Here is a 21,156-nt window from a genome sequence, read left to right as displayed (position 1 = left end):
CTTCTATCGGAGCCGAGGGAGACATCGATGACCATCGCCACGAACGCCGTCGTCGACGTCTCGGATGCCGGCCTGCCCAGGATCGATTACGAAACCATCGATGATCCGGCGGCGGCCCACCGGATGATCAAGGAGGTCCGCCGGCAGTCGCCCGTGGCCATCGGGCCGCACGCACCGGAGGTGCTCAGCTACGAATTGGTCCGTACGGTCCTGCGCGACTCGCGGTTTCATCAACCCGGCGTGCGCGGGCTGGTGCCGCGCGGAGTCACCGGAGGTCCGTTGTGGGATCGCATCGGCAGTGCACTGCTCAGTCTCGACGGTGATGAGCACACTCGGCTGCGGAAGCTGGTGTGCAAAGCGTTCACCGGCAAGGCCGTCGGCCGGCTCGATTCGCTGATCGACTCCATCCTGGCCGAGTTGGTCGATCCCGTTGCCGCCGTGGGGCATTGCGACATCGTCGCCGACGTCGCCCAGCCCTATCCCATCCCGGTGATCTGCGCACTGTTCGGCGCGCCGCGTACCGACTGGCGGATGATCTCGGATTGGACCGACGACATCTTCAAGATGTTCTGGTGGGATGTGGCGGCCCACGAATCCGAAATCCTCACGGCCTGGCAAAAGTTCGACGACTACATCGACGCGATGATCACGGACCGCCGCGCCGCGCTGACGGACGACCTGCTGTCGGGCCTCATCCGGGCGGAGGACGACGGCGACCGGCTCAGCCACTCCGAACTGCTCATGCTGTCCATGGGGATCCTTGCGGCCGGGACCGACACCACACGCAACCAACTCGCCGCCGCCGTCGACACCTTCTGCGACCACCCGGACCAATGGGCGCTCCTGGCAACACATCCCGAGTTGGTGCCCCAGGCGGTCGACGAGGTGATGCGGTTCGCGCCGATCGTCCTGAACGTGCCACGGTATGTCACCGAAGACGTGGAGCTGTCGGGGTTCTTCTTTCCGCGCGACTCGCTCGTCGTCGCCAATACCGCTGCGGCGAACCGTGATCCGCTGGTGTACGACAACCCCGATCAGTTCGACATCACGCGGCATGACGTACCGCCGATGCTCACGTTCGGCGGCGGTGTGCACTACTGCCTCGGCTCGCATCTCGCGCGCCTGGAACTGGTCCGCGCACTCACCGTGCTGACGCAGCGGATGCCGAACATTCGCCGCACGGGTCCGGCACCGTGGAAGCCGCTGATGGCGGTCAGTGGGCCGCAGACGCTGTCGGTGGAGTTCGACGCCGGGCATTGATTGTGTGAGTGGTTGCCATTCTTCCGCGCGGGTACCCCGAGTTCGGCAGGCTGTCAGGAGCCGCCATCGGGGTCACGACGCAGAAGAGGAGCACTACATGAAAATCGGCATCATCGTGGGATCGATTCGGGACGGGCGCGCCGGCGCCGGCGTCGGCACCTGGGTTGCCGAACAGGCGGCCGGGCGCGACGACGCCCAGTTCGAGATAGTCGACCTGAAAACCTTCGACGTGCCACTGCTCACGTCCGCGACCGTTCCCGCCGCGGCCAAGAAGCAGTACGAATCGGAGAACGTGCAGCGGTGGAGCGCGACGATCGATGCCTGCGACGGATTCATCTTCGTCACCCCCGAGTACAACCACGGTGTCCCTGGTGCGTTCAAGAACGCGGTGGACAGCCTCGGTTCTGAATGGTTCGGCAAGACAGTGGCTTTCGTGTCCTACGGTGCCGACGGCGGGGTGCGCGCCGTGGAGCAGTGGCGGCAGATCGTCGCCAACTTCCAGATGCTCGACGTCCGCGCTCAGGTGTCGTTGTCCCTGTTCACCGAGTTCGGCGCCGACGGCTTCACCCCGCTGGAGCGGCGTGCCGGAGAACTGGCCGGGCTATTGGACCAACTGATCACGTTGACCGCGAAGGTGAGCGGCTGAGTTCAGCCCGCGGCACCCTGCAACACTTCTCGACCCGGCGCCGTGCCGGCGATCAACGGCAGGTCCCGCCGCGGTCGCGACGGCCGACGCGTGAACGTCCGCGACAACACTCCGCGCACCAGGGGAACCGGGGACCACCAGAACCACCGGCCGAGCAACCCCGCGATGCCCGGCACGACGAAGGTCCGCACGATCAAGGTGTCGATGAGCAGACCGACGCCGATGGTGGTACCGACCTGCTCGATGCTCAGCACGTCGCTGGACAGCATCGCGAACATGGTGATGCCGAAGACGATTCCGGCGGTGGTCACCACGCCGCCGGTACCGCCGAACGTCCGGATCATGCCGGTCTTCAACCCCGAGTCCGGCCGGCTCACCTCTTCACGCAGCCGCATCGTCAGCAGCAGGTTGTAGTCGGCGCCGACGGCCACCAACGCGATGAGCGCGATCGACGGCACCGCCCAGTGCAGCTCTCTGCCCAGGAGGTCCTGCCAGATGAAGCTGCTCACCCCGACCGCCGACGCGTAGGACACCACGATGGTGCCGATCACCACCGCGGCCGCCACCGGGCTGCGCAGCATGATGAGGATGATCAGGAACACGAGCGCGAGCGCGACGCCCGCGAGCAACAGGAAGTCGTCCGACACATAGCCACGGAGCTCCGCGGTGCCGGTGCCGAAACCGGTGACAAAGACGGTGTTTCGGACCAGGGTGCCCTCCTTCGTGGACTCCTGGACCGCGGCCAGGATCTCGGGCGAGCGCAGCGCCCCGTCCGTGCCGAACACCTTGCCGTCGCCGTAGACGAGCAGCCGCGTCGACCGGCCGTCGGGCGCGAAGTACAGCCCGGCCGCACGCTGGAAGCGCGGGTCCTGCCACGCGCGCTGCGGCAGATAGAAGCCGCCCTCGCTACTGTCCTGGAAGTCCGCCCGCACGCCGCGCAGATAGTCCGTCAGGCCGGAGAACATGCCGCGGGTCTCGCCGACGGTCTTGGTCAATTGTGTTGTGACTGCGCCGAGTTGGTCGACCGCGGCCCGCATCGAGCGCACCGAGGCCTGCGCGCCGGTCAGCGACTTGGCCATCTCGGTGGTGCCCGCGCTGAAACCCACTGTGCTGTCAGTCAGCGTGCTGGTGGCCGCCACCACGGAATCCATGGGCTCGACGACCTTGAGCACCAGCGAGCAGATGGCATCGCCCGCGCAGTTCGGGTTGGCATTGGTGAAGCCGCGCAACGGATCCATGTACTGAGACACCGAGGTGACGTTGTCCCGCAACTGCTGCATGCCGCCGTGCATGGCGTCGATTCCCGAGCCCAACTGCCCGAGGCCACGGACGCTGCCGCCCAGCCCGTTCTGCAATTGCGTTATGGCCGAGGAGAACTGGTCCAGCGTCGCGGACAGCTGGTTGACGGCGCCGAGCCGCTTGCTCAGCTGGGCCACCCCGTCGTCGAGCTGGTCGGCGATGGTGCCGGCCTGATCGGTCAGGGCCGCCTGCTCGGGCAGCGAACCCGCCGGCCGCGATGCCGACTGCACCATGCGAATCCCGGGAATCTCCATGATCTTCCGGGTCACCCGTTCGACCGCGATGACGCCCGCCGGGTTGCGCAGGTCGTGGTCGGTCTCGATCGAGACGGTCTCGGGCAACAGCCGGTTGGGCGGGAAGTGCCGGTCCATGGCCTGGTAGCCCCGGTTGGCATGCGTGGAATCGGGTTGCGCGGCAAGCTCGTCGAAGCCCAGACGGATGCCGGCCACCGGGATGGCACAGACCACCAGAACCAGCGACGACGCCACCAGTACCGGCCCCGGCCACCGGGCGACGACGGTCCCGACCCGGCGCCAGCTCCGGCCGGGCACCTTCGCCGCGGCACGACGGCGGGGCTGCGCCAGGCCATGCCGCCCGGCCAGCCCGATGAACGCCGGCAACAACGTCAGCGATGCGAACATACCGGTGAGAATGCCTATGGCGCAGGGCAATCCGGCACTGCGCAGCATGCCGACCTGAGCGAACCGCAGGCACGACAGCGCCGCCGCGATGGTCAAGCCCGACGCGGCGATCACCGGCGCGACGCTGCGGTTCGCTATCACCAGCGCTTGCTCGTGATCGACGCCGGCGCGGCGCTGCTCGTGATAGCGGCCCAGCAGGAAGATGCCGTAATCCGTTGCCGCCCCGAGCACCATCGCCGCCAGCAGCGACACCGAGAAGATCGACACCTCGATCAGGTCCCGCTCCCCCAGGAACGCCACGACGCCCCGCGCGACCCCGAGGCCCAGGCCGACGGTCAGCAGCGGGATCGCCGACGTGATCACCGAGCGGTAGACGACGAACAGCAGCACCGCGATCAGAACGACTGTGACACCGGTGATCATCAGCATCTGCTTGTCGATCGCGCTGAGCTCGTCGGCGATGGTGGCGCCCGGTCCGGTGACGTACGCGTGCAGGCCCGCAGGTGCGGGAGCGGCCGCGACGATCCGCCGCACCGCGTCCAGTGCGGCGTTCGCCTTTGCGGCACCGAGCTCGCCGCGAATCCGCAGCATCGTGTACACCGCCTTGTCGTCGGTGCTCTGCGCGCCGGCCGCCGTCACCGGGTCGGACCACAGGTCCATCACCGAATCCACATCCTCGGTATCCGCGCGCAAGGTGCTCAGCAGGCGGTCGTAGTAGGCCCGCTCCGGCGCGCCGAGCGGGTGATCGCCCTCCAGCACCAGGTAATTGAGGTTGCCGCCGGACCCGTCATGAAACTGCTCGTCCATCTGGACGCCGGCGAGGTTCACCGGGGCATCGGCGGGCAGGAAGCCCCGCGCGTGGTTGTGCGCGGTGGTTTCCACCTGCGGCACAAGCAGATTGCCCGCCGCCGCGGCCAGCACCCACAATCCGATGATCAGGACCGCGAAGCGGCTGCAGAATCTTGCGATGACATCCCACATGGATTCCGAACCTACGAGCGGCGAAGGCCCGGAAGCGTCGTGCTGCGGACGAGACCGGGCCTCCTACCGTGGTAGGAGGCCCGAGCCGTCCCGCGAATGATGTGTAAATCCCGGCACCGGCTCTACGCTGGCGGTATGGCCTGGCTCCGTGACTTCGCGCTGCGTCGGCGCGAGCTCGTGGCCTACCAGTACCCGTTCACGGTCCCCATCGTGATGTACACCGGCACGCTGGTGGTCGCGGCAACCGCCGCGACGCAGCGGGATTTCACCAAGCCGTGGCTGCTGCTCGTCGCCGTCGGGCTCGTGTTCGCGCCGATCCTCGCGTTCATCGTCGGCGGCTACAAGCCGTCGACTGCGGTCAGCGCGGCGTCGGTGCTGGCCGGGGTGGCGCTGCTGTTGTTGTGCTGGCCGCCGGTCTTCCTCGACGCAGCGCCGTTCCTGCTGATGTTCATGCTCGGAGAGGTGTTCGCGCTGGGTCCGATGCGCATCGGCCTCGCGAGTCTGCTCGCCAGCGCGCTGCTGTTGATCGGCGCGTCCCGCACGGGACACCTCAGCACGTTCGTGCCCTACCTGCTGTTCTTCCTGGCCATCGCCGCGATGATGGGGCACATCCTGCAACTGCAACAGCGTCTCGTCATCGAGGAACGTGCCCGTCAGGACGTCCTCACCGAACAGGCCGCAGCCGACGAGCGCCGACGCATCGCCCGCGAAGTGCACGACGTGATCGCCCACTCCTTGTCGGTCACCATGCTGCACCTGACGGGCGCCCGGCGCGCCCTGCAGGAGGACAGCGACGTCGACGAGGCGGTGGACGGCCTGCTCGACGCCGAGCGTCTCGGCCGGCAGGCCATGTCGGACATCCGGCAGACGGTCGGTCTGCTCGGCGCGCGCGACGCCGCCCCGTTGCGGCTGGCCCCCGAACCGGGGTTGTCCGACCTGCCCGATCTGGTGACGAGTTTCGCCGACGCGGGCTTGCGCGTGGAGTCGAGCATCGAGGTCGACCCGGCGTCGGTCACTCCCGGGATCGGTCTGGCGCTGTACCGGGTGGCGCAGGAGTCACTGGCGAACGTCGCCAAGCACGCCCCGTCCTCGGCGGCGCGGCTGCGGCTGTATGTGGAGAAGGGCGCAGCCGTCCTGTCGGTCGACAACGAGCTACCGAGACCCGTGGCCGGCGCAACAGCCGGTGCGGGGCTCCCCGGGATGCGTCAGCGCATCGCGTTGCTCGACGGCGAATTCGAGGCCGGTCCCGGACCGCAGGGGTGGACGGTGCAGGCGCGTGTACCGGTCGCCACGGCAACCGCCGCGCACTGCGCCATGCACCGAATCCGGCTGTCACGCAACGAGGTTCGCCATGACTGACGTTGACGTCCTGCTGGTCGACGATCAGGAGCTCGTCCGCTCGGGCCTGCGCCGGATCCTGCGCCGCAAGGACGGCTTCTCGATCGTCGGTGAATGCGCCGACGGCGACGAGGTGCCGCGCGAAGTGCTCCGGTGCCGCCCCGATGTGGTGGTGATGGACCTGCGGATGAAGCGCGTCAGCGGCGTCGACGCGATCCGCGCGCTGCGCGCCGGCGGCGGCCCACCGGCCTTGGCGCTCACCACGTTCGACGACGACGACCTGCTGTCCGCGGCGCTGCGCGCCGGGGCGTCGGGCTTCGTCCTCAAGGACTCACCGGCCGAGGAACTGATCCGAGCCGTGCACGCCGTCGCACGCGGCGAAGCATACCTCGACCCGGCCGTCACCGCGCGCGTGCTGAACGGCTACCGGCGCGCGCCCGGCGCCCCGTCGGACGACGTCGCCGACCGGCTGACCGCCCGCGAACTCGATGTGCTGCAGCTGATCGGATCGGGCGCGACCAACGCCGAGATCGCCGGCCGGCTGGTCATCTCGGAGGTGACGGTGAAGAGTCACATCGGGCGGATCTTCACCAAGCTGGACCTACGGGACCGTGCGGCCGCGATCGTCTACGCCTACGACCACGGCGTGGTCGCGCCGAAGTAGCGGCTACTCACTACCCGGCGGCGAATTCCTTCAACATCGCATTCAGCTGGTCTTTATCGGGGTCGCCGTACATTTTGTGGCTCGAGGCGGTGTACAGAGCCACAACCGGGCATCGGGTCGAAGGCCCTGGCACGGAGCCGAGGCTTTTGATGCGCTCACCAGTTTTGGCCTCGCGCAACTCCACGTCGTAGTCGACCGAGTAGCGACTCACACGGTCCTTGTCGCCGCCGCTGTCGTAGTCACACGTGCCCTCTTTCTTCTCGCTGCCCGCCCGCCGCGACAGGCACGCGACGACATTGATCGACGAAGGCGGCAGATTGGCCCCGGCATAGTCTGCTCCGGCGCCCAGCATGGTCACTGCCGACCACCCGGTCACCGACTCGTAGAACGTGACGACCTTGTGGGGCTTTTGGTAGTCGGCGGCATTGCTCACCGAACCGTTCTTACAAACGGCCTTGAAATCGTCCGCAGTGGTCGCGGTGGTCGGCGGTTCACCGCGGATGCCCGCGGTGATACCGACTATCGCCGCGATGACCACCGGTATGGCGAAGACCGCGGCGACGACACCGATGATGCGGCCGGCGGCGCTCTTTTTGGGCGGTGGCGGATACTGCGGCCACTGGCCCTGCGGGACCTGACCGTACGGCGCCTGACCATACGCAGCTTGCCAATAGGGTTGCGGCCCTTGATTACCCGCGCCCGGCTGTGCCGCCGCCGGCCACTGCGGAGCCGGCGGCCCGTAGTGCTGCCCAGGCCCTCGACAGCCGGGCGGCGGGTACGGAGGCTGCGTCATTCGTCGATCGTAAGCACAGCCAACGCCCCGGTTTGACGCCAAATACCGACCGCAGTCCCGTGGGCAGGCGCAGCGCACGGCCTCAGTCGGCGAAAACCCCGCGCATGGCGTCGGCGCCGAACATCGGCTCCATCATGGCCGAGAAGTCCGGGCCGCGGCGCAGCTTCTGGCCGCCGTCGACGTTGATCAGCTGGCCGGTGATCCACTGCGATGCATCGCTGAGCAGGAACAGCGCCAGGTTGGCGACGTCCTCGACCTCGCCGGCCCGGGGCAGCGGCGTGCACTGCCGGTAATCCTCCCGCAGCGGCTCGAATTCGAAGATGCTGGCCGCCACGAGATCGGTGCGGATCAGCCCGGGGCGGATGCTGTTGGCGCGCACCCACGAGGCGCCGAGCTCGTCGGCCGCCAGCTGGACCAGGTGGTCGAGCGCGGACTTGGTGACGCCGTACGGCCCGAACCAGCGGTGGGTGTTGCTCGCCGCGATCGACGAGATGCCGACGAACGAGCCGCCGCCGCCACGCACCATCTCCCGCGCGGTGTGCTTGACGACGTACATGCTGCCGTTGACGTTCAGGTCGACGGTCTGGCGCCACATCTCCGAATCCAGGTGCGTGACGGGCCCGACGGTCAGCGAGCCGCCGGCACAGTGCACGGCGCCGGAGAGCTTGCCGTTCCACGCGGCCGCGGTCGCGACGGCGCTGGCGACGTCGTCCTCGTTGGTGACGTCGGCGGTCTGGAAGCGGATGGCGCCCGGTCCCCCGGCCGCGGAGATCTCGTCGACGGCGGACTGCAACGTGGCCTCGGTGCGGCCGACGATGAGCGCGTTGCCGCCGGCGGCCACGACGCCCTGGGCGATGGCCTTACCGATGCCGCTGCCACCGCCGGTGATCAACACCGTCCGGTCCGTCAGCCAACCCTGGACTGAAAATTGCACCGACGTACTCCTCTGGACAGATCGACGGGGATACGTCCTGTATACACTTTTCGAAAGTTGTACACAATGCTGGTCGGGCGGCCAATTTCCCCGTTCGCCACACAGCGCCTGGGCGTACGCTGAAATTTTCCCCGACGAAAGCGGTGACGCCATGAGCATCCGGATCCATCGACGTCTCCTGGTCGCCGGCGGCTTCGCCGTCGCAACGGTCGCCGCGCCCGCCGTACTCGCGCTGAGCGGCCCCGCGTCCCCCGCACTACTCGGGGAAACCAGCTGCCCGCCCGGCATGACGGCGAACCCCGTCAGCGGGTCCTGTTTCGAGAGCGGCAACGAGCAGGCACCCGGCCCCGTCGAAGCGGCGCCGAACCAACTCGGCCAGGTCGACGGCATTCCGTGCACCGGCCACAACACCGGCGAATGCATCGGCCTCTCGGAAGAACAGGTACCCGAGGTGCACCCGCACTCGTCGGTGAGTTCCAGCCCGTAACAACAGTCGCCTAAGGTTGTGTAATGCCTGCAAAAACTGATCCCGCCGATATCGGCGACGTGGAGCCCCTGGCCGACAGCACCGCCCGTCAGGCCCGCCGCGTCGTGGCCGCGTACGCCAACGACGCCGACGAATGTCGCATGTTCCTGTCCATGCTGGGTATCGGGCCCACGAAGCTCGACGCGTGACGGCCCGCGGAGGCAACGACGCTTCTGCGGCGTCCACCGCGAGTCCCAAATCCTCCAAGGGCGGTAAGTCCGCCGCGAAGCCCGTGGGCAACTCCGACTTCGTAGTGGTCGCCAACCGGCTGCCCGTCGACATGGAACGGCTCCCCGACGGCTCCGTCACCTGGAAACGCAGCCCCGGCGGGCTCGTCACCGCACTGGAGCCGCTGCTGCGCAAGCAGCGCGGCGCCTGGATCGGCTGGCCCGGCGTCGCCGACAGCGACGAAGAGCTGATCGTCCAGGACGAGCTGACGATGTGCCCGGTCAAGATGTCGGCCGACGAGATCGCCGACTACTACGAGGGTTTCTCCAACGCGACGCTGTGGCCGCTGTACCACGACGTCATCGTCAAACCCATCTATCACCGCCACTGGTGGGACGCCTACGTCGCAGTCAACCAGCGCTTCGCCGAGGCCACTGCGCGCATCGCGGCGAAGGGCGCGACGGTCTGGGTGCAGGACTACCAGCTGCAGCTGGTCCCCAAGATGCTCCGGGAGCTGCGTCCTGATCTGACCATCGGCTTCTTCCTGCACATCCCGTTCCCGCCCGTCGAGCTGTTCATGCAGATGCCGTGGCGCACCGAGATCATCGAAGGCCTGCTCGGCGCCGACCTGGTGGGCTTCCACCTGCCCGGCGGCGCGCAGAACTTCCTGGTGCTGGCCCGTCGACTGCTCGACGCCAACACATCGCGTCACACCATCGGTGTCCGGTCCCGGCTCGGCGAGGTGAGCCACGACGGCCGCACGGTCAAGGTCGGCGCGTTCCCCATCTCGATCGACTCGGCGGCGCTGGACGCCCAGGCCCGCAGTCGCACCATCCGGCAGCGTGCCCGTCAGATCCGCGATGAGCTGGGCAACCCGCGCAAGATCATGCTGGGCGTGGACCGGCTGGACTACACCAAGGGCATCGACGTGCGGCTGCGCGCGTTCTCGGAGCTGCTCGCCGAAGGCCGGGCCAACCGGCACGACACCGTGCTGGTGCAGCTGGCCACTCCGAGCCGGGAGCGCGTGGACAGTTACAAGGTCATGCGGGAGGACATCGAGCGCCAGGTCGGGCACATCAACGGCGAGTACAGCGAGGTCGGTCACGCGGTGGTGCACTACATGCACCGGGCGATCGGCCGCGAGGAACTCATCGCGTTCTTCGTCGCGGCCGACGTGATGCTGGTGACGCCGCTGCGCGACGGCATGAACCTGGTGGCCAAGGAGTACGTGGCATGCCGCAGCGACCTCGGCGGCGCCCTCGTGCTCAGCGAATTCACCGGCGCCGCAGAGGAATTGCGACAGGCGTACCTGACCAACCCGCATCACCTGGACGGGGTCAAGGACGCGATCGCCGAAGCCCTGACCCAGTCCCCCGAAGAGGGACGACGCCGCATGCGCGCGCTGCGCCGGCAGGTGCTGGCCCATGACGTCGACCGCTGGGCCCGGGCGTTCCTCGACGCCCTGTCGCACACCCGCGACTGACCGACCAAGAACTCAGGCCCCGGAGCACCGCTCCGGGGCCTGAATCATGTTGGGGTACTAGAAGATCGGCGTCATTTCGTCGATCAACCACTTGCCGTCGATCTTGCGGTAGTCGACCTTCAGCCGGCTGCCCTCGTAGTTGGGCTGCTTGCGCTCATCGGTGATGACCCGGTTCACGAACGCGAGGACCGTGCCCGAGTCGCGGTGCGACGAGATCATGCCCGCGCCAACCACATTCACCTGGCTGATCAGCTTGCGCTTCACCGCGTCGTTGAAGATGTTGTTCTTGGCCGTCAGTTCCTCGTACCGCTTGCGGAACGCCGGAGTCATCAGCGTCAGTGCCTGCGTCGTGGAACGCTGCACGCTGCTGTACTCGTAGCCGAGGATCTGTGGGATTTGGGACCTGGCCAGGCTGGGCAGCTCGTCGGCCGTCGCCTGTTCGCCGGAGAGCTCCACGTGACTCCAGAACGCCGAGCCGCCGAGCGCCCCGAGCGCCACCACGGCGACCGCCAACAGTGCGCCGAGCGCCACCAGCAACCGGTTCATCAGTTGCCTCCGTCCGGGTACTTGATGTCGTAGGCCGCCATGTGTCCGCTGTCGTCCTCGCGGATGAACACCCGCTGCCGGTACGGCGTCGACGGCTGGTTCACCCCGTTCATGTCGGACAGTGTCACGCGGACCGTCACGAGCACCTTCGCGATGTTGGAGGTGTTGTCGATACTCTCCAGTGCCGCCGCGGTGATGACCGCCTCCGAGTTGGCCTGCGTCTGCTTGAACAGGTACTTCAGGTTGTCGGCGTTGTTGCTCTGGTTCATCATGTCGCGCAGCGGGCCGGGGCCGATGCCATTGACGAAGCGGTTCACGCTCTCGTCGACGGTGTTCTGCGTGTAACTGAACATGTTGACCACGGTCTGCTTCGCGGTGTCCACGAACCGCTGATCACGGTCCTGCGTCGCCTCGATCTGTCCGTTGCCGTGGCGGAGGAACCAGGTGCCGCCGGCCAGGGCCGCCACCAGCACGGCGACGACCGCCAGGCCGATGGTCATGACCAGCGACCGGTGCGGTTGGCGGCGCGGTACCTGGATCGCGGGCCGCGCCTTGGAGGTCACCGATTGGGTTGATGATGTCTTGCTCGCGGTCGACGGTACCGCCACGTCGAGCACTGTTGCCTCTGCTGAACCGGCGGCTTCGACGTCTCGTCCGTCGCAGCCGGTTCGTCACTCATTAAACCTGCCTTGGATCCTTCATCAGGTCGACCCAGGACTCGCCTGCGTCGCCGTTACTCGAGCCGGCGTTGAACACTCCCGTACCGCCGGCAGGGTCAGCGAAGACCCCGGTATTCGCATCGTACGTCGTGCTCTGCGGCCCCTTCGGCCCGCTAGCCTGCGGCTGGCCCTCGGGGCCGGGCGCCGGCGGGTTGTTGATCGCGTACGGCGGAGTCACCTGATCCGGCGGCGCGAAGAACGGCCAGGGCAGCGGCTGCGGACCCGGATCGCTCGGCGGGTACGGCAGCGGGAACGGCGCGTTGGGCGCAGGTCCCGGCCCGGCGGGCACGCCCGGCGGCAGCTGCACCGAGGGCGGACCCGGGTCGTAGTCGGCACCCGGCGGAATCATGGGGAACCGGTTCGGTGGCGTGATGTTCCGCGGGTCGGTGACCGGGGTGTCGTACGGCACTGGTGGACCGCGCCACGGGTTGCTGCCGATCGGCACGTAACCGCGGGGGTCACGACAGAGCTGGACCGTGGGTGCGCGCTTGCCCGGGTACTCCATGCACGGGTAGTTGCGGGCACCGCGCACAGTGCTCGGGTCGCTCTGCGCGGTCTTGCAGTACAAGTCATTCGGCAGATCGCGCACGGTGGTGTCAGCCGGCGTGCGGATCTCCGGCGCCGGGATGAAGCCCGTCACGCACGGCGGCTGGCCGAGGCTGATCTTGAAGTCCAGCTTGCCGCCTTCGTCGATGGGCAACTGGCCGGCGTCCGTCAGCAGTGCCGCGATCAGCGCCGGGAAGATGACCAGCGCTTGCTCGATCGACTTGTGGTAGATCACGCCGATCCGGCCGAAGTTGGCGAGGTTGGCCGCCAGCACCGGGAACGTCGGCCGGATGCCGTCGAACGTCTCGTTGACGGTGTCGACGGCGCCCGGGACGGTCTTGAGCACCGACCGAATCTGCGGGTCGGCCTGGGCGGCTTCGCCGGTCAGCGTCGCGAGGCTGCTGGCCATGGTCTTGAGATCGGCACCGGCGCGGATCTGCGCCTTGAGCAGCGGGCCGGCCTGATCGAGCAGCTTGTTGATCTCATTGGTATTGGCGTTGGCCTCGTCAACCAGCAGTCGCGACGACTGGATCATGCGCGACAGCTCCGGACCCGACCCGTTGAACGCCTTGAACGACTCCCGCAACAGGTCCTGCAAGCGGGTGTTGCTGATGCTGCTGACCAGACTTTGGGCCTGGTTGAGCAGGTCCACGATGTCCTGCCCGACCGCGGTCCGGTCGACGCCGATGGTGGCGCCGTTCTTGAGCATGTTCTTCGAGACGTTGGCGGGCGGCACCAGATCGATGTACTGCTCACCGATCGCGGACACGCTCTTGACCGTGGCGGTCACGTTGTCCGGCACCGGGGTGTCGGTGTTCAGTCGCATCCGCGCCGTCACGCCGTTGTCAGTCAGGCCGACGTTCGTCACGCGGCCGACCGTCACGCCGCGGTAGGTGACGTTGGCGTTCTGGTAGATGCCGCCACCGACGACGAACTTGGCGTCCACGTTGTAGACACCGAGGCCGACAGCGGCCGGCAGGTGCAGGTACGACGTCGTGATCAGCGCTAGGCAGATGACGGTGACGACGCCGAAGATCGCCAGCTGGAAACGCGCAAGACGGGGCAACAACATTACGGCTTCACCCCTCCATGTTGCGTCGCTGTGCCGGGCGGAATCTTGAACGGATCGGCGGCCTGTCCGGACAGGTTCGCCAGTGCGCCCAACAGGAAGTCCGGCGGGTTGACCACTTCGTCCAGGCGCCTCATGTTCGGGTCGAGACCCCCCGAGGTCGCAAAGAAGGTCTCACCGAGGCGGCGCAGCGTCAGGTCGAACGTCACGTACACGTTCAGGTAGTCACCGCGCACCGCGTTCTTGAAGTACTTGTTGGAGAACGGGAACGTCGCCATCAGATCCTGGTCGTGGATGAAGTCGTCGGCGTTGTCGTTGAGCGCTTTGATGACAGGAAAGAGGTCCTTGAAGTCGGCCGCGAAGTCATCCTTGGTTGCGGCCATGACCTTGGCACCGACCACCGCGAGCTTCCGCAGCGCGGTGAACGCATCCACGATGTTCTTGCGGTTGTCATTGAGGACCTTGATCGCCCCCGGCAGGGTGTCGAGCGTGCGGCCCAGGCTGTCCTTGCTCTTGGTCAGGATCGAGGCGAAGCGGTTCAGCCCGTCCATGGCCCCGACTATGTCGGTGGTCTGCTTGTCCAGGGACTGGGTGAGCTCGGCCAACCGCGGGATGAAGTCGGCGAACTGCCCGGCCCGGCCCGCGACGGCGGCATAGGCCTCATCGGTGATGTCCTGCAGCGCACCGAGATTGCCTTTGTTCACCACCAGGCCCAGCGACGACAGCACCTCTTCGGTGGTCGGGTACCGGGCGGTGTGCGCCAGCGGAATCTCTGAGCCCTGCTTCAGCCGGCCCTGCGGCGCTTCCTCGACGGGTTCCGACAGCTGCACGTGCTGCGAGCCCAGCAGCGACGTCTGGGCGACCCTAGCCCGCGCGTTCGCCGGCAGCTTCACATCGCCGTTGATCGACAGTTTGGCCGCCGCATAGAACGTGCCGTCAGGACGCTGGACCGCGTCCAGGCCCGACACGCTGCCGACGGTGACGTCGTTGACCATCACCGGCGAGTTCTGCGGCAACGTCGCGACGTCGGGCAGCTGCACGGTGACGGTGTAGGAGCCGGCGCCGTGGCCCTGGGTACCGGGCATGTCCAGCGAGTTCAGGCCACCGAACTGGCAACCGGCGAGCATCACGGCACTCGATCCGAGTGCCAGGACCTTCACAACCGTCCTCATCAGTTGCCACCTCCAGCTTCAGCGGGCAGCGGAGCACCCACCGGCGCTGCGGGCGCCGGGGCGGGGCCGGGCAGCGGGCCCGAACCGTTCAGCGGCGCCGGGCCCGGTCCGACCCGCGGCGTGGCCGGCGAAATCTGGCCCGGGACGGCCGGCGGCGGCAGGATCAGGTCGCTGAGCGATCCGTCCGGCTGGACCTTCGGCGGGATGACGCCAGGTGCGGCATTCCACTGCAGGTACGGCACCGGAGTCTGAGCCTTGGCCTCGGTCTGCGGGGTGTCGTAGATGATTTGGCCCTTGTACGCCGTGATGCTGTTGATCGGGTGGAACAGCACCGGCGGGTAGTTCATCGCGATCCGACGCAGCACGGGAGCCATGCGCTGACGGCAGATTTCCGCGCGCTTGTAGTTGTCCGGCGTCGCTCCGATGTCGAAGTTGCCGCCGCACAGGAACTGCACCGGGTTCGCGAAGTTCGGCAGGGACAGCAGACCGTCCAGGGAACCCTGCGCCGGGTTGTAGATGTTGTAGAAGTTGGCCAGGCCGTTCGGTGTGATATGCAGAACCTGCTCGATGTTGTCGCTGTTGTCGGTCAGCATCTGCGTGAACTCGGCCAGCTTGCCGACCTGGTCGATCAGGGCCGTGTTGTTGTCCTTGAGCAGGCCTTTGACGTCGCCCAGGGCCTGGTTGAGGGCGCCGAGCGTCTGGTCAAGCCCAGCGGAGCTCTCCGCCAGCACCTGCGAGACGGACGCCACGTGGTCGGTGAACTGCACGATCTGCTCGTTGCTGTTCGACAACGCATTGACCAGGATCTGCAGGTTCTTGATGGTGCCGAACAGGTCGCCACGCGAATCACCAAGGCGCCCAGCTGTTTGCGACAGTTCACGCAAGGCACTGCGGAACGAGCCGCCCTTACCGTCCAGGGTGTCGGCGGCCTGGTTGATGAAGGCACCGAGCGGGCCCTGCGGCGCACCGTCCTGCGGACCGAGCTGCGCGCTGAGCTGGGTCAGCTGCTTCTTCACGTCGTCCCACTCGACCGGGACACCGGTCCGATTCAGCGGCACCTCAGCGCCGTCGGCCAGCGCGGCGCCACCGCTGTAGGCCGGGGTGAACTGCACGAACCGAGCCGCCACCAGGTTCGGCGAGATGATGATCGCCCGCGCATCGGCTGGGATCTTCACGCCGCCCTGCACCGTGATGCTGACCTTGACCGAATTGGGCTGCGGCTCAACCGAATCGATGGTGCCCACCGGCACCCCGAGCACCCGGACGTCGTCGCCCGCGTAGAGGCCGACGGCGTTCGTGAAGTAGGCGACCACCTTGTGGCCGCCACGCGGCGGCCATAGCAGGTAGGCACCGCCGGCGACCAGCGCCACCAGTGCGACCACCAGGGCGATGATCGCCCCACGTGACATGTTCTTTATCATGGCGACTTCGGCCTCACGACGATCCGTTCAGAGATGTAGCCCTTCAGCATGTCGCCGAGGCTGGCCGGCAGCTTGCCCGGCTGAAAGTACGCGTCGAGTGCGACTTCCGACATCGTCGAGGGCGGCAGGCCGTACAGGTTGATGTTGAAGCCCGGACCGTTAGCGACCACCTCGCCGAGTGTGGTGGCGTAACCCGGCAGCCGCTTGAGCGCCTCGCTGATGTGTTCCTTGCGCTTCAGCAATTCGTCCAGCACCAGGTTCAGCTGCTTGAGGGCCGGACCGAACTCGCGCTTGTTGTCCGCCACAAATCCCGAAAGCTGTTGCGAGACAACGCGAATACCGGATATCAGCGTGCCCAGCGACTGACGCCGCTCGCCCAGCGCGGCGAACAGCTGATTGCCGTCGATGACCAGCTTGTTCACCTGGTCGGCGCGCTGCGCCAGGGTGTCGGACACCTTATTGGCGTGCCCGAGTAGCTGTTCGAGCGCCTGGTCGCGCGTGTTCAGGCTGCGCGACAGGGCAGCTACCCCGTCGAGCGCGCCACGCAGCTGCGGCGTCGCGTCGTGCAGCGTGTCGGTCAGCACCTGGAGCGCCTGCTGCAGCTGCGGCTTGTCCAGCTCACTGGTGTTCTGGCCCAGGTCCTGCAGCGCGGTGCTGATGGTGTACGGAGTCGTGGTGCGGCCCAACGGGATAACTGTGGCTTCCTTCGTGCCCTTCGGGGTGACCCAGAGAGACTTCTGCCCCAGCACCGTGTCGGTCTTGATCGATGCCAGCGACTGGTCGCCGACCACGATCTGACGGTCGACGGTGAAGTTCACTTTCGCCGAGGTCCCGGCGAGCTCCACGTCCCCGACCTTGCCGACCTTGATACCCGCGACGCGCACGTCACTGCCCGGGGTGATGCCACCGGCGTCGCCGAAGTACGCGGAGTAGTTCTTGCCCTGCGGCCAGAACGGCAGGCCGGTGTAGCCAAACGAGATCAGCACCAGGCACACCACGATGAACACACCGAGAATGCCGGTGCGAACCGGATCCTTTTCTGGCTTAGCCACTTTCGGAGCACCTGCCCTTCGACGGATCCGCGGGACCACCGAACGGAACGATCAGATCGCTACCCGCGGGGCCACTCATCTTGATCTTCACCGAGCAGTAGTAGATGTTGAAGAACGCGCCGTAGGCACCGAGGGCGTTGAGTCGCAGGTAGTCCTCCGCGAGGTTCTCGATGACCGGGTTCACCTCCGCCCGGCGCTCGTACATACGCTGCGCGAACGGCCGGGCGTTCTCGATGACGCCCTGCACCGGGCGCCGCGACTTCTGCAGCATCTCGGTCAGGTCGTTCTCGGCCGAGGCCAGCGGGCCGATGGCACCGGCGATCGGGTCGCGCCCCTTGGCCAGGCCGGTGATGAGCTGCTGCAGCTGGTCGATGCTGGTGTTGAACTGAGCACCCTTGGCGTCGACCGTGCCGAGCACCGTGTTGAGGTTGGTGATCGTGTCGCCGATCAGCTGGTCGCGCTCGGCCAGCGTCTGGCTGAACGAACCGGTGTTGGACAGCAGGTCGCTCAGCGCACCGCCCTCCCCCTGCAGGGCCTCGATCATGGCGGCGGTGATCTCGTTGACCTTCTTGCCGTCCAGACCCTTCACGACCGGGCGCAGACCGCCGAGCAGTGCGTCGAGGTCGAGCGCCGGCTGGGTGTTGGCGAGGGCAACGGTGCCGCCGGCGGGCAGCTTGCGCAGCTCGCCGGGGCCGGAGGTGATCTCCATGTAGCGGTCACCGACCAGGTTCTGGTAGCGGATGACGGCGCGGCTCGAGGTGTACAGCTGGTAGCGATCGTTCAGCGTGAACTTGACGTCGACGGTGTTGTCGCTCTTGAGTTTCACGCTCTTCACCGAGCCGACCTGGACACCGGCGATGCGGACGTCCTCGCCGGCCTTGAGCCGGGACGCGTCGGTGAAGTTGGCGTGATAGGTGTTCGACGAGGCGAAGCGGAACTGGCCGAACACCACCACCAGACCGGCGGCGACCAGCAACATCACGACGGTGAACACCGTGACGTTGATCATTGCGCGCTTGTGTCTCATGGGCGGCCCCACTCACTCGCGGACATCAGTAGCGGTCCTTCTCTGCGTAGGCACCGTTGAACAGGAACTGCAGCGTCGAGGGCGCGTCGAACTGCAGCTCGGTGTTCGGCTGGTACGGGATGTAGGCGTTGTCGGTCACCAAGAAGGGCGTGTGATACCACGAGCCGCCGTACTGCTTGGACGGCACGTCCGGAAGGCCACGGCAGTTCGGACCACCCGAGGCGTTCACCATCGGGAGGCTCTCGGGGTAGGTGTAGTTGGGCGCACCCGGGAAGAAGTTCGAGGAGACGAACAAGCCCGGCTTGACGCCACCGAACACCGGGCCGAAGCGGTCGACGGCCTTCGACAAGCCCTGGATGAGGCATGGGAATTCCGGTGAGTAGTCACCCAGAACCTTCAGCGGGGCCCGCAACCGCTGGATTGCGGCGATGTAGTCGTCGGCGGCCGGTGAGATGGTCGCGTACGCGTTGTTGGCGAACCCGGTGGACGCGAGCAGCGCGGCGTTCAGGTCGTCCTTCTCGTCGACCAGCGTCTTGCTGACGGTCGGCGCGTTGTCCAGGACCTTCGCCAGGTCGGGCGCGGCGTCGCCATAGATGCCGGCGACCGTCGAGGTGTCCTTCAAATCCTGCTGCAGCGTGGGCAGCTTGGGGTTGAAGTACTCCAGGTACTTGCTCAACCCGGCCACCGCGGCGCCGGCGTCGTCACCGTGGCCGCGCAGGCCTTCACCGAGCGCGGTGACGGTGGCGTTCAGGCTGACCGGATCGATCTTGTCGAGCAGGTCGGTCAGCGTCTGGAAGACGGTGTTCATCTCCAGCTGGACGTCCTTGGCCTGCACCTGGGCACCGGGACGCAGTGACTCCTTCGACGGATGCTCCGGCGGCAGGAACTCGACCGACTTGGCGCCGAACACCGTCGTGCTGCCGAGCCGGACGCGGGCGTTGGACGGGATGTAGCGCATCTGGTCGCTCAGGACCGCCAGCTTCAGCTTCGCCTGGTCACCGGCGTAGTCGATCTGCTCGACCTTGCCGACCTGGATGCCGCGGTACTTGACCTTGGCATCAGGGTCCATGACCAGACCGGCGCGGGGCGCCATGACCGAGACGGTGTCGGTGGGGGTGAAGGCCGCGGTGTACGACAAATAGGTGAACACCACGGCGGCCAGCATGATGCTGATCAGCACCGCTGCCGCGAGCCTCACATGGCTGCGTTTAGGACCGCCGGAAGACATCGTCGTGCACCCCCTATCCGGAGAGGTTGAAGTTGCCGGACGCGCCGTACACGGCCAGGGAGATGAGCAGGACGATCGTGACGACCACGATCAGCGAGGTCCGCACGGCCTGACCGACGGCGATGCCCACGCCCACGGGTCCACCGCTGGCGTTGTAGCCGTAGTAGGTGTGCACCAGCATGACCGCGACGGACATGACGATGGCCTGCAGGAATGACCACAGCAGGTCGGTGGGCACCATGAAGGTGCTGAAGTAGTGGTCGTACAGACCAGCCGACTGGCCGTTGATGTACACCGTGGTGGCCCGCGCCGCGAAGAATGACGCCAGGACGGCCAGCGCGTACAGCGGGATGACGGCGATCAGGCCCGCGATGATGCGCGTGGACACCAGGTAGGACACCGAGTGCACGGCCATCGATTCGACGGCGTCGATCTCCTCGGCCACGCGCATGGCGCCCAACTGCGCCGTACAGCCGGCGCCGATGGTCGCGGCCAGCGCGATGCCGGCGATGATCGGCGCGACGATGCGCACGTTGAGGAAGGCCGACAGGAAGCCGGTCAGCGCCTCGATACCGATGTTGCCCAGCGAGGAGTAGCCCTGGACGGCGATGACGCCGCCGGAGGCCAGCGTCATGAACGCGGCGACACCGACGGTGCCGCCGATCATCACCAGCGCACCGGTTCCCATCGTCATCTCGGCGATGAGCCGGATGGTCTCGCGGCGGTAGCGGGTCAGCGCGTTGGGGATGTACCGGAAGGACTCCCCGTAGAACAGCGCCTGCTCACCGATGCCGTCGAAGACGCCGGGCACGGCCCGGAACAATCGTTTGAAACGGAGGGTTGCGTCGTAACTCATGGCCGAATCACCTCACCAGTACTCGGACGCCGATGGCGGTCATGATCACGTTGATGACGAACAGACAGATGAAGGCGTAGACCACGGTCTCGTTCACCGCGATGCCGACGCCCTTGGGGCCGCCCTTGACGGTGAGGCCGCGGTAGCAGCCGACCATGCCGGCGAGCAGCCCGAACAACACGGCCTTGATCTCGGCGAGCATCAGCTCGCCCAGGCCCGTCAGCACCGTCAGGCCGTTGATGAACGAACCCGGGTTGACGCCCTGCAGGAAGACGGAGAAGACGTAGCCACCCGAGATGCCGATGGCGCACACCAGGTTGTTCAGCAGCACGGCGACGAAGGTCGACGCGAGGACGCGGGGCACGACCAGCCGCTGGATCGGATCGATGCCGAGCACGCGCATCGCGTCGATCTCTTCGCGGATGGTGCGGGCGCCCAGGTCGGCGCAGATTGCGGTGGCACCCGCGCCGGCGACCACCAGCACGGTGACGACGGGGCCCAGCTGGGTGACCGTTCCGAACGCGGTGCCGGCGCCGGAGAGATCGGCGGCGCCGATCTCACGCAGCAGGATGTTCAGCGTGAAGGCGACCAGCACGGTGAACGGAATGGCGACGAGCAGGGTCGGCACGAGCGATACGCGGGCGATCATCCAGGTCTGTTCGAAGAACTCCCGGAATTGAAAAGGGCGACGCCACATCTTTGTGAATGTGTCGAGGGCCATTTCGAAGAACCCGCCGACGGCCCGGGCCGGAGCCGCAAGCTGTTCGATCAACCTTCGACTCCATTC

20 protein-coding genes are annotated in these 21,156 nt (G+C 67.0%); 7 read left to right on the top strand and 13 right to left on the bottom strand.

Annotated features, from left to right (window positions below; translation table 11 throughout):
* Positions 1–27 precede the first annotated feature (27 nt).
* Both ACJH6H_RS15770 and ACJH6H_RS15765 read left to right on the top strand, forming a co-directional pair.
* A complete protein-coding gene (locus ACJH6H_RS15770; protein WP_406775252.1) occupies positions 28–1,260 on the top strand; it encodes a cytochrome P450 in 1,233 nt (410 codons plus the stop codon).
* Between the two features lie 97 nt (positions 1,261–1,357).
* A complete protein-coding gene (locus ACJH6H_RS15765; protein ID WP_406775251.1) occupies positions 1,358–1,906 on the top strand; it encodes an NADPH-dependent FMN reductase in 549 nt (182 codons plus the stop codon).
* Positions 1,907–1,908: 2 nt separating this feature from the next.
* On the opposite strand, the gene ACJH6H_RS15760 is transcribed toward ACJH6H_RS15765, so the two are convergent.
* Positions 1,909–4,827: an RND family transporter gene (locus tag ACJH6H_RS15760; protein ID WP_406775250.1), complete on the bottom strand. Its 2,919-nt coding sequence runs from the start codon at positions 4,825–4,827 to the stop codon at positions 1,909–1,911.
* 135 nt (positions 4,828–4,962) lie between these two features.
* On the opposite strand from ACJH6H_RS15760, the gene ACJH6H_RS15755 reads away from it, so the two are divergent.
* The gene (locus ACJH6H_RS15755) at positions 4,963–6,186 is read left to right on the top strand and encodes a sensor histidine kinase (RefSeq protein WP_138250768.1); all 1,224 of its coding nucleotides are present in this window, start codon (positions 4,963–4,965) and stop codon (positions 6,184–6,186) included.
* The gene (locus ACJH6H_RS15750; RefSeq protein WP_061005779.1) at positions 6,179–6,829 is read left to right on the top strand and encodes a response regulator transcription factor; all 651 of its coding nucleotides are present in this window, start codon (positions 6,179–6,181) and stop codon (positions 6,827–6,829) included. The genes ACJH6H_RS15755 and ACJH6H_RS15750 overlap by 8 nt, the downstream gene beginning before the upstream one ends.
* A gap of 10 nt (positions 6,830–6,839) precedes the next feature.
* On the opposite strand, the gene ACJH6H_RS15745 is transcribed toward ACJH6H_RS15750, so the two are convergent.
* Both ACJH6H_RS15745 and ACJH6H_RS15740 read right to left on the bottom strand, forming a co-directional pair.
* A complete protein-coding gene (locus ACJH6H_RS15745; RefSeq protein ID WP_064857298.1) occupies positions 6,840–7,367 on the bottom strand; it encodes a hypothetical protein in 528 nt (175 codons plus the stop codon).
* A gap of 337 nt (positions 7,368–7,704) precedes the next feature.
* Positions 7,705–8,556: an SDR family oxidoreductase gene (locus ACJH6H_RS15740; RefSeq protein WP_061010310.1), complete on the bottom strand. Its 852-nt coding sequence runs from the start codon at positions 8,554–8,556 to the stop codon at positions 7,705–7,707.
* Positions 8,557–8,707: 151 nt separating this feature from the next.
* Between ACJH6H_RS15740 and ACJH6H_RS15735 the strand changes: the two genes are divergently transcribed.
* From ACJH6H_RS15735 to ACJH6H_RS15725, 3 genes are all read left to right on the top strand, one after another.
* Positions 8,708–9,043, top strand: coding sequence for a hypothetical protein (locus ACJH6H_RS15735; RefSeq protein WP_061005785.1), 336 nt, complete (start codon positions 8,708–8,710; stop codon positions 9,041–9,043).
* A 23-nt stretch (positions 9,044–9,066) separates the two neighbouring features.
* Positions 9,067–9,231, top strand: a complete 165-nt coding sequence (locus ACJH6H_RS15730; protein ID WP_090562895.1) for a hypothetical protein — start codon at positions 9,067–9,069, stop codon at positions 9,229–9,231.
* Between the two features lie 83 nt (positions 9,232–9,314).
* Positions 9,315–10,733: a trehalose-6-phosphate synthase gene (locus ACJH6H_RS15725; protein WP_406775278.1), complete on the top strand. Its 1,419-nt coding sequence runs from the start codon at positions 9,315–9,317 to the stop codon at positions 10,731–10,733.
* 57 nt (positions 10,734–10,790) lie between these two features.
* On the opposite strand, the gene ACJH6H_RS15720 is transcribed toward ACJH6H_RS15725, so the two are convergent.
* The 10 genes from ACJH6H_RS15720 to ACJH6H_RS15675 all read right to left on the bottom strand — a co-directional run bounded on the left by ACJH6H_RS15720 (position 10,791) and on the right by ACJH6H_RS15675 (position 21,141).
* Complete coding sequence (locus tag ACJH6H_RS15720; protein ID WP_061005788.1) at positions 10,791–11,279, bottom strand: hypothetical protein; 489 nt, start codon at positions 11,277–11,279, stop codon at positions 10,791–10,793.
* On the bottom strand, positions 11,279–11,887 hold the full coding sequence (locus tag ACJH6H_RS15715) for a mammalian cell entry protein (protein ID WP_406775249.1): 609 nt from the start codon (positions 11,885–11,887) through the stop codon (positions 11,279–11,281). Before ACJH6H_RS15715 ends, ACJH6H_RS15720 begins: the two co-directional genes overlap by 1 nt.
* A 70-nt stretch (positions 11,888–11,957) precedes the next feature.
* Positions 11,958–13,613 carry an MCE family protein gene (locus tag ACJH6H_RS15710; protein ID WP_406775277.1) on the bottom strand — a complete coding sequence of 552 codons (1,656 nt, stop codon included), beginning with the start codon at positions 13,611–13,613 and terminating at the stop codon, positions 11,958–11,960.
* A 2-nt stretch (positions 13,614–13,615) separates the two neighbouring features.
* Positions 13,616–14,785: an MCE family protein gene (locus ACJH6H_RS15705; RefSeq protein WP_406775248.1), complete on the bottom strand. Its 1,170-nt coding sequence runs from the start codon at positions 14,783–14,785 to the stop codon at positions 13,616–13,618.
* Positions 14,785–16,194, bottom strand: a complete 1,410-nt coding sequence (locus ACJH6H_RS15700; RefSeq protein ID WP_406775247.1) for an MCE family protein — start codon at positions 16,192–16,194, stop codon at positions 14,785–14,787. The genes ACJH6H_RS15705 and ACJH6H_RS15700 overlap by 1 nt, the downstream gene beginning before the upstream one ends.
* 8 nt (positions 16,195–16,202) lie before the next feature.
* Positions 16,203–17,258, bottom strand: coding sequence for an MCE family protein (locus tag ACJH6H_RS15695; RefSeq protein WP_406775246.1), 1,056 nt, complete (start codon positions 17,256–17,258; stop codon positions 16,203–16,205).
* Positions 17,251–18,285, bottom strand: a complete 1,035-nt coding sequence (locus ACJH6H_RS15690; protein WP_406775245.1) for an MCE family protein — start codon at positions 18,283–18,285, stop codon at positions 17,251–17,253. Before ACJH6H_RS15690 ends, ACJH6H_RS15695 begins: the two co-directional genes overlap by 8 nt.
* A 25-nt stretch (positions 18,286–18,310) precedes the next feature.
* On the bottom strand, positions 18,311–19,513 hold the full coding sequence (locus ACJH6H_RS15685) for an MCE family protein (protein WP_406775244.1): 1,203 nt from the start codon (positions 19,511–19,513) through the stop codon (positions 18,311–18,313).
* Between the two features lie 13 nt (positions 19,514–19,526).
* Positions 19,527–20,369: an ABC transporter permease gene (locus ACJH6H_RS15680; RefSeq protein WP_061005803.1), complete on the bottom strand. Its 843-nt coding sequence runs from the start codon at positions 20,367–20,369 to the stop codon at positions 19,527–19,529.
* A 7-nt stretch (positions 20,370–20,376) separates the two neighbouring features.
* Positions 20,377–21,141 carry an ABC transporter permease gene (locus tag ACJH6H_RS15675; RefSeq protein ID WP_029105067.1) on the bottom strand — a complete coding sequence of 255 codons (765 nt, stop codon included), beginning with the start codon at positions 21,139–21,141 and terminating at the stop codon, positions 20,377–20,379.
* Positions 21,142–21,156 lie beyond the last annotated feature (15 nt).

Source organism: Mycobacterium sp. SMC-21, assembly GCF_045310825.1.
Taxonomy (GTDB): Bacteria; Actinomycetota; Actinomycetes; order Mycobacteriales; family Mycobacteriaceae; genus Mycobacterium.
This window is presented reverse-complemented; position numbering and strand designations above follow the sequence as displayed.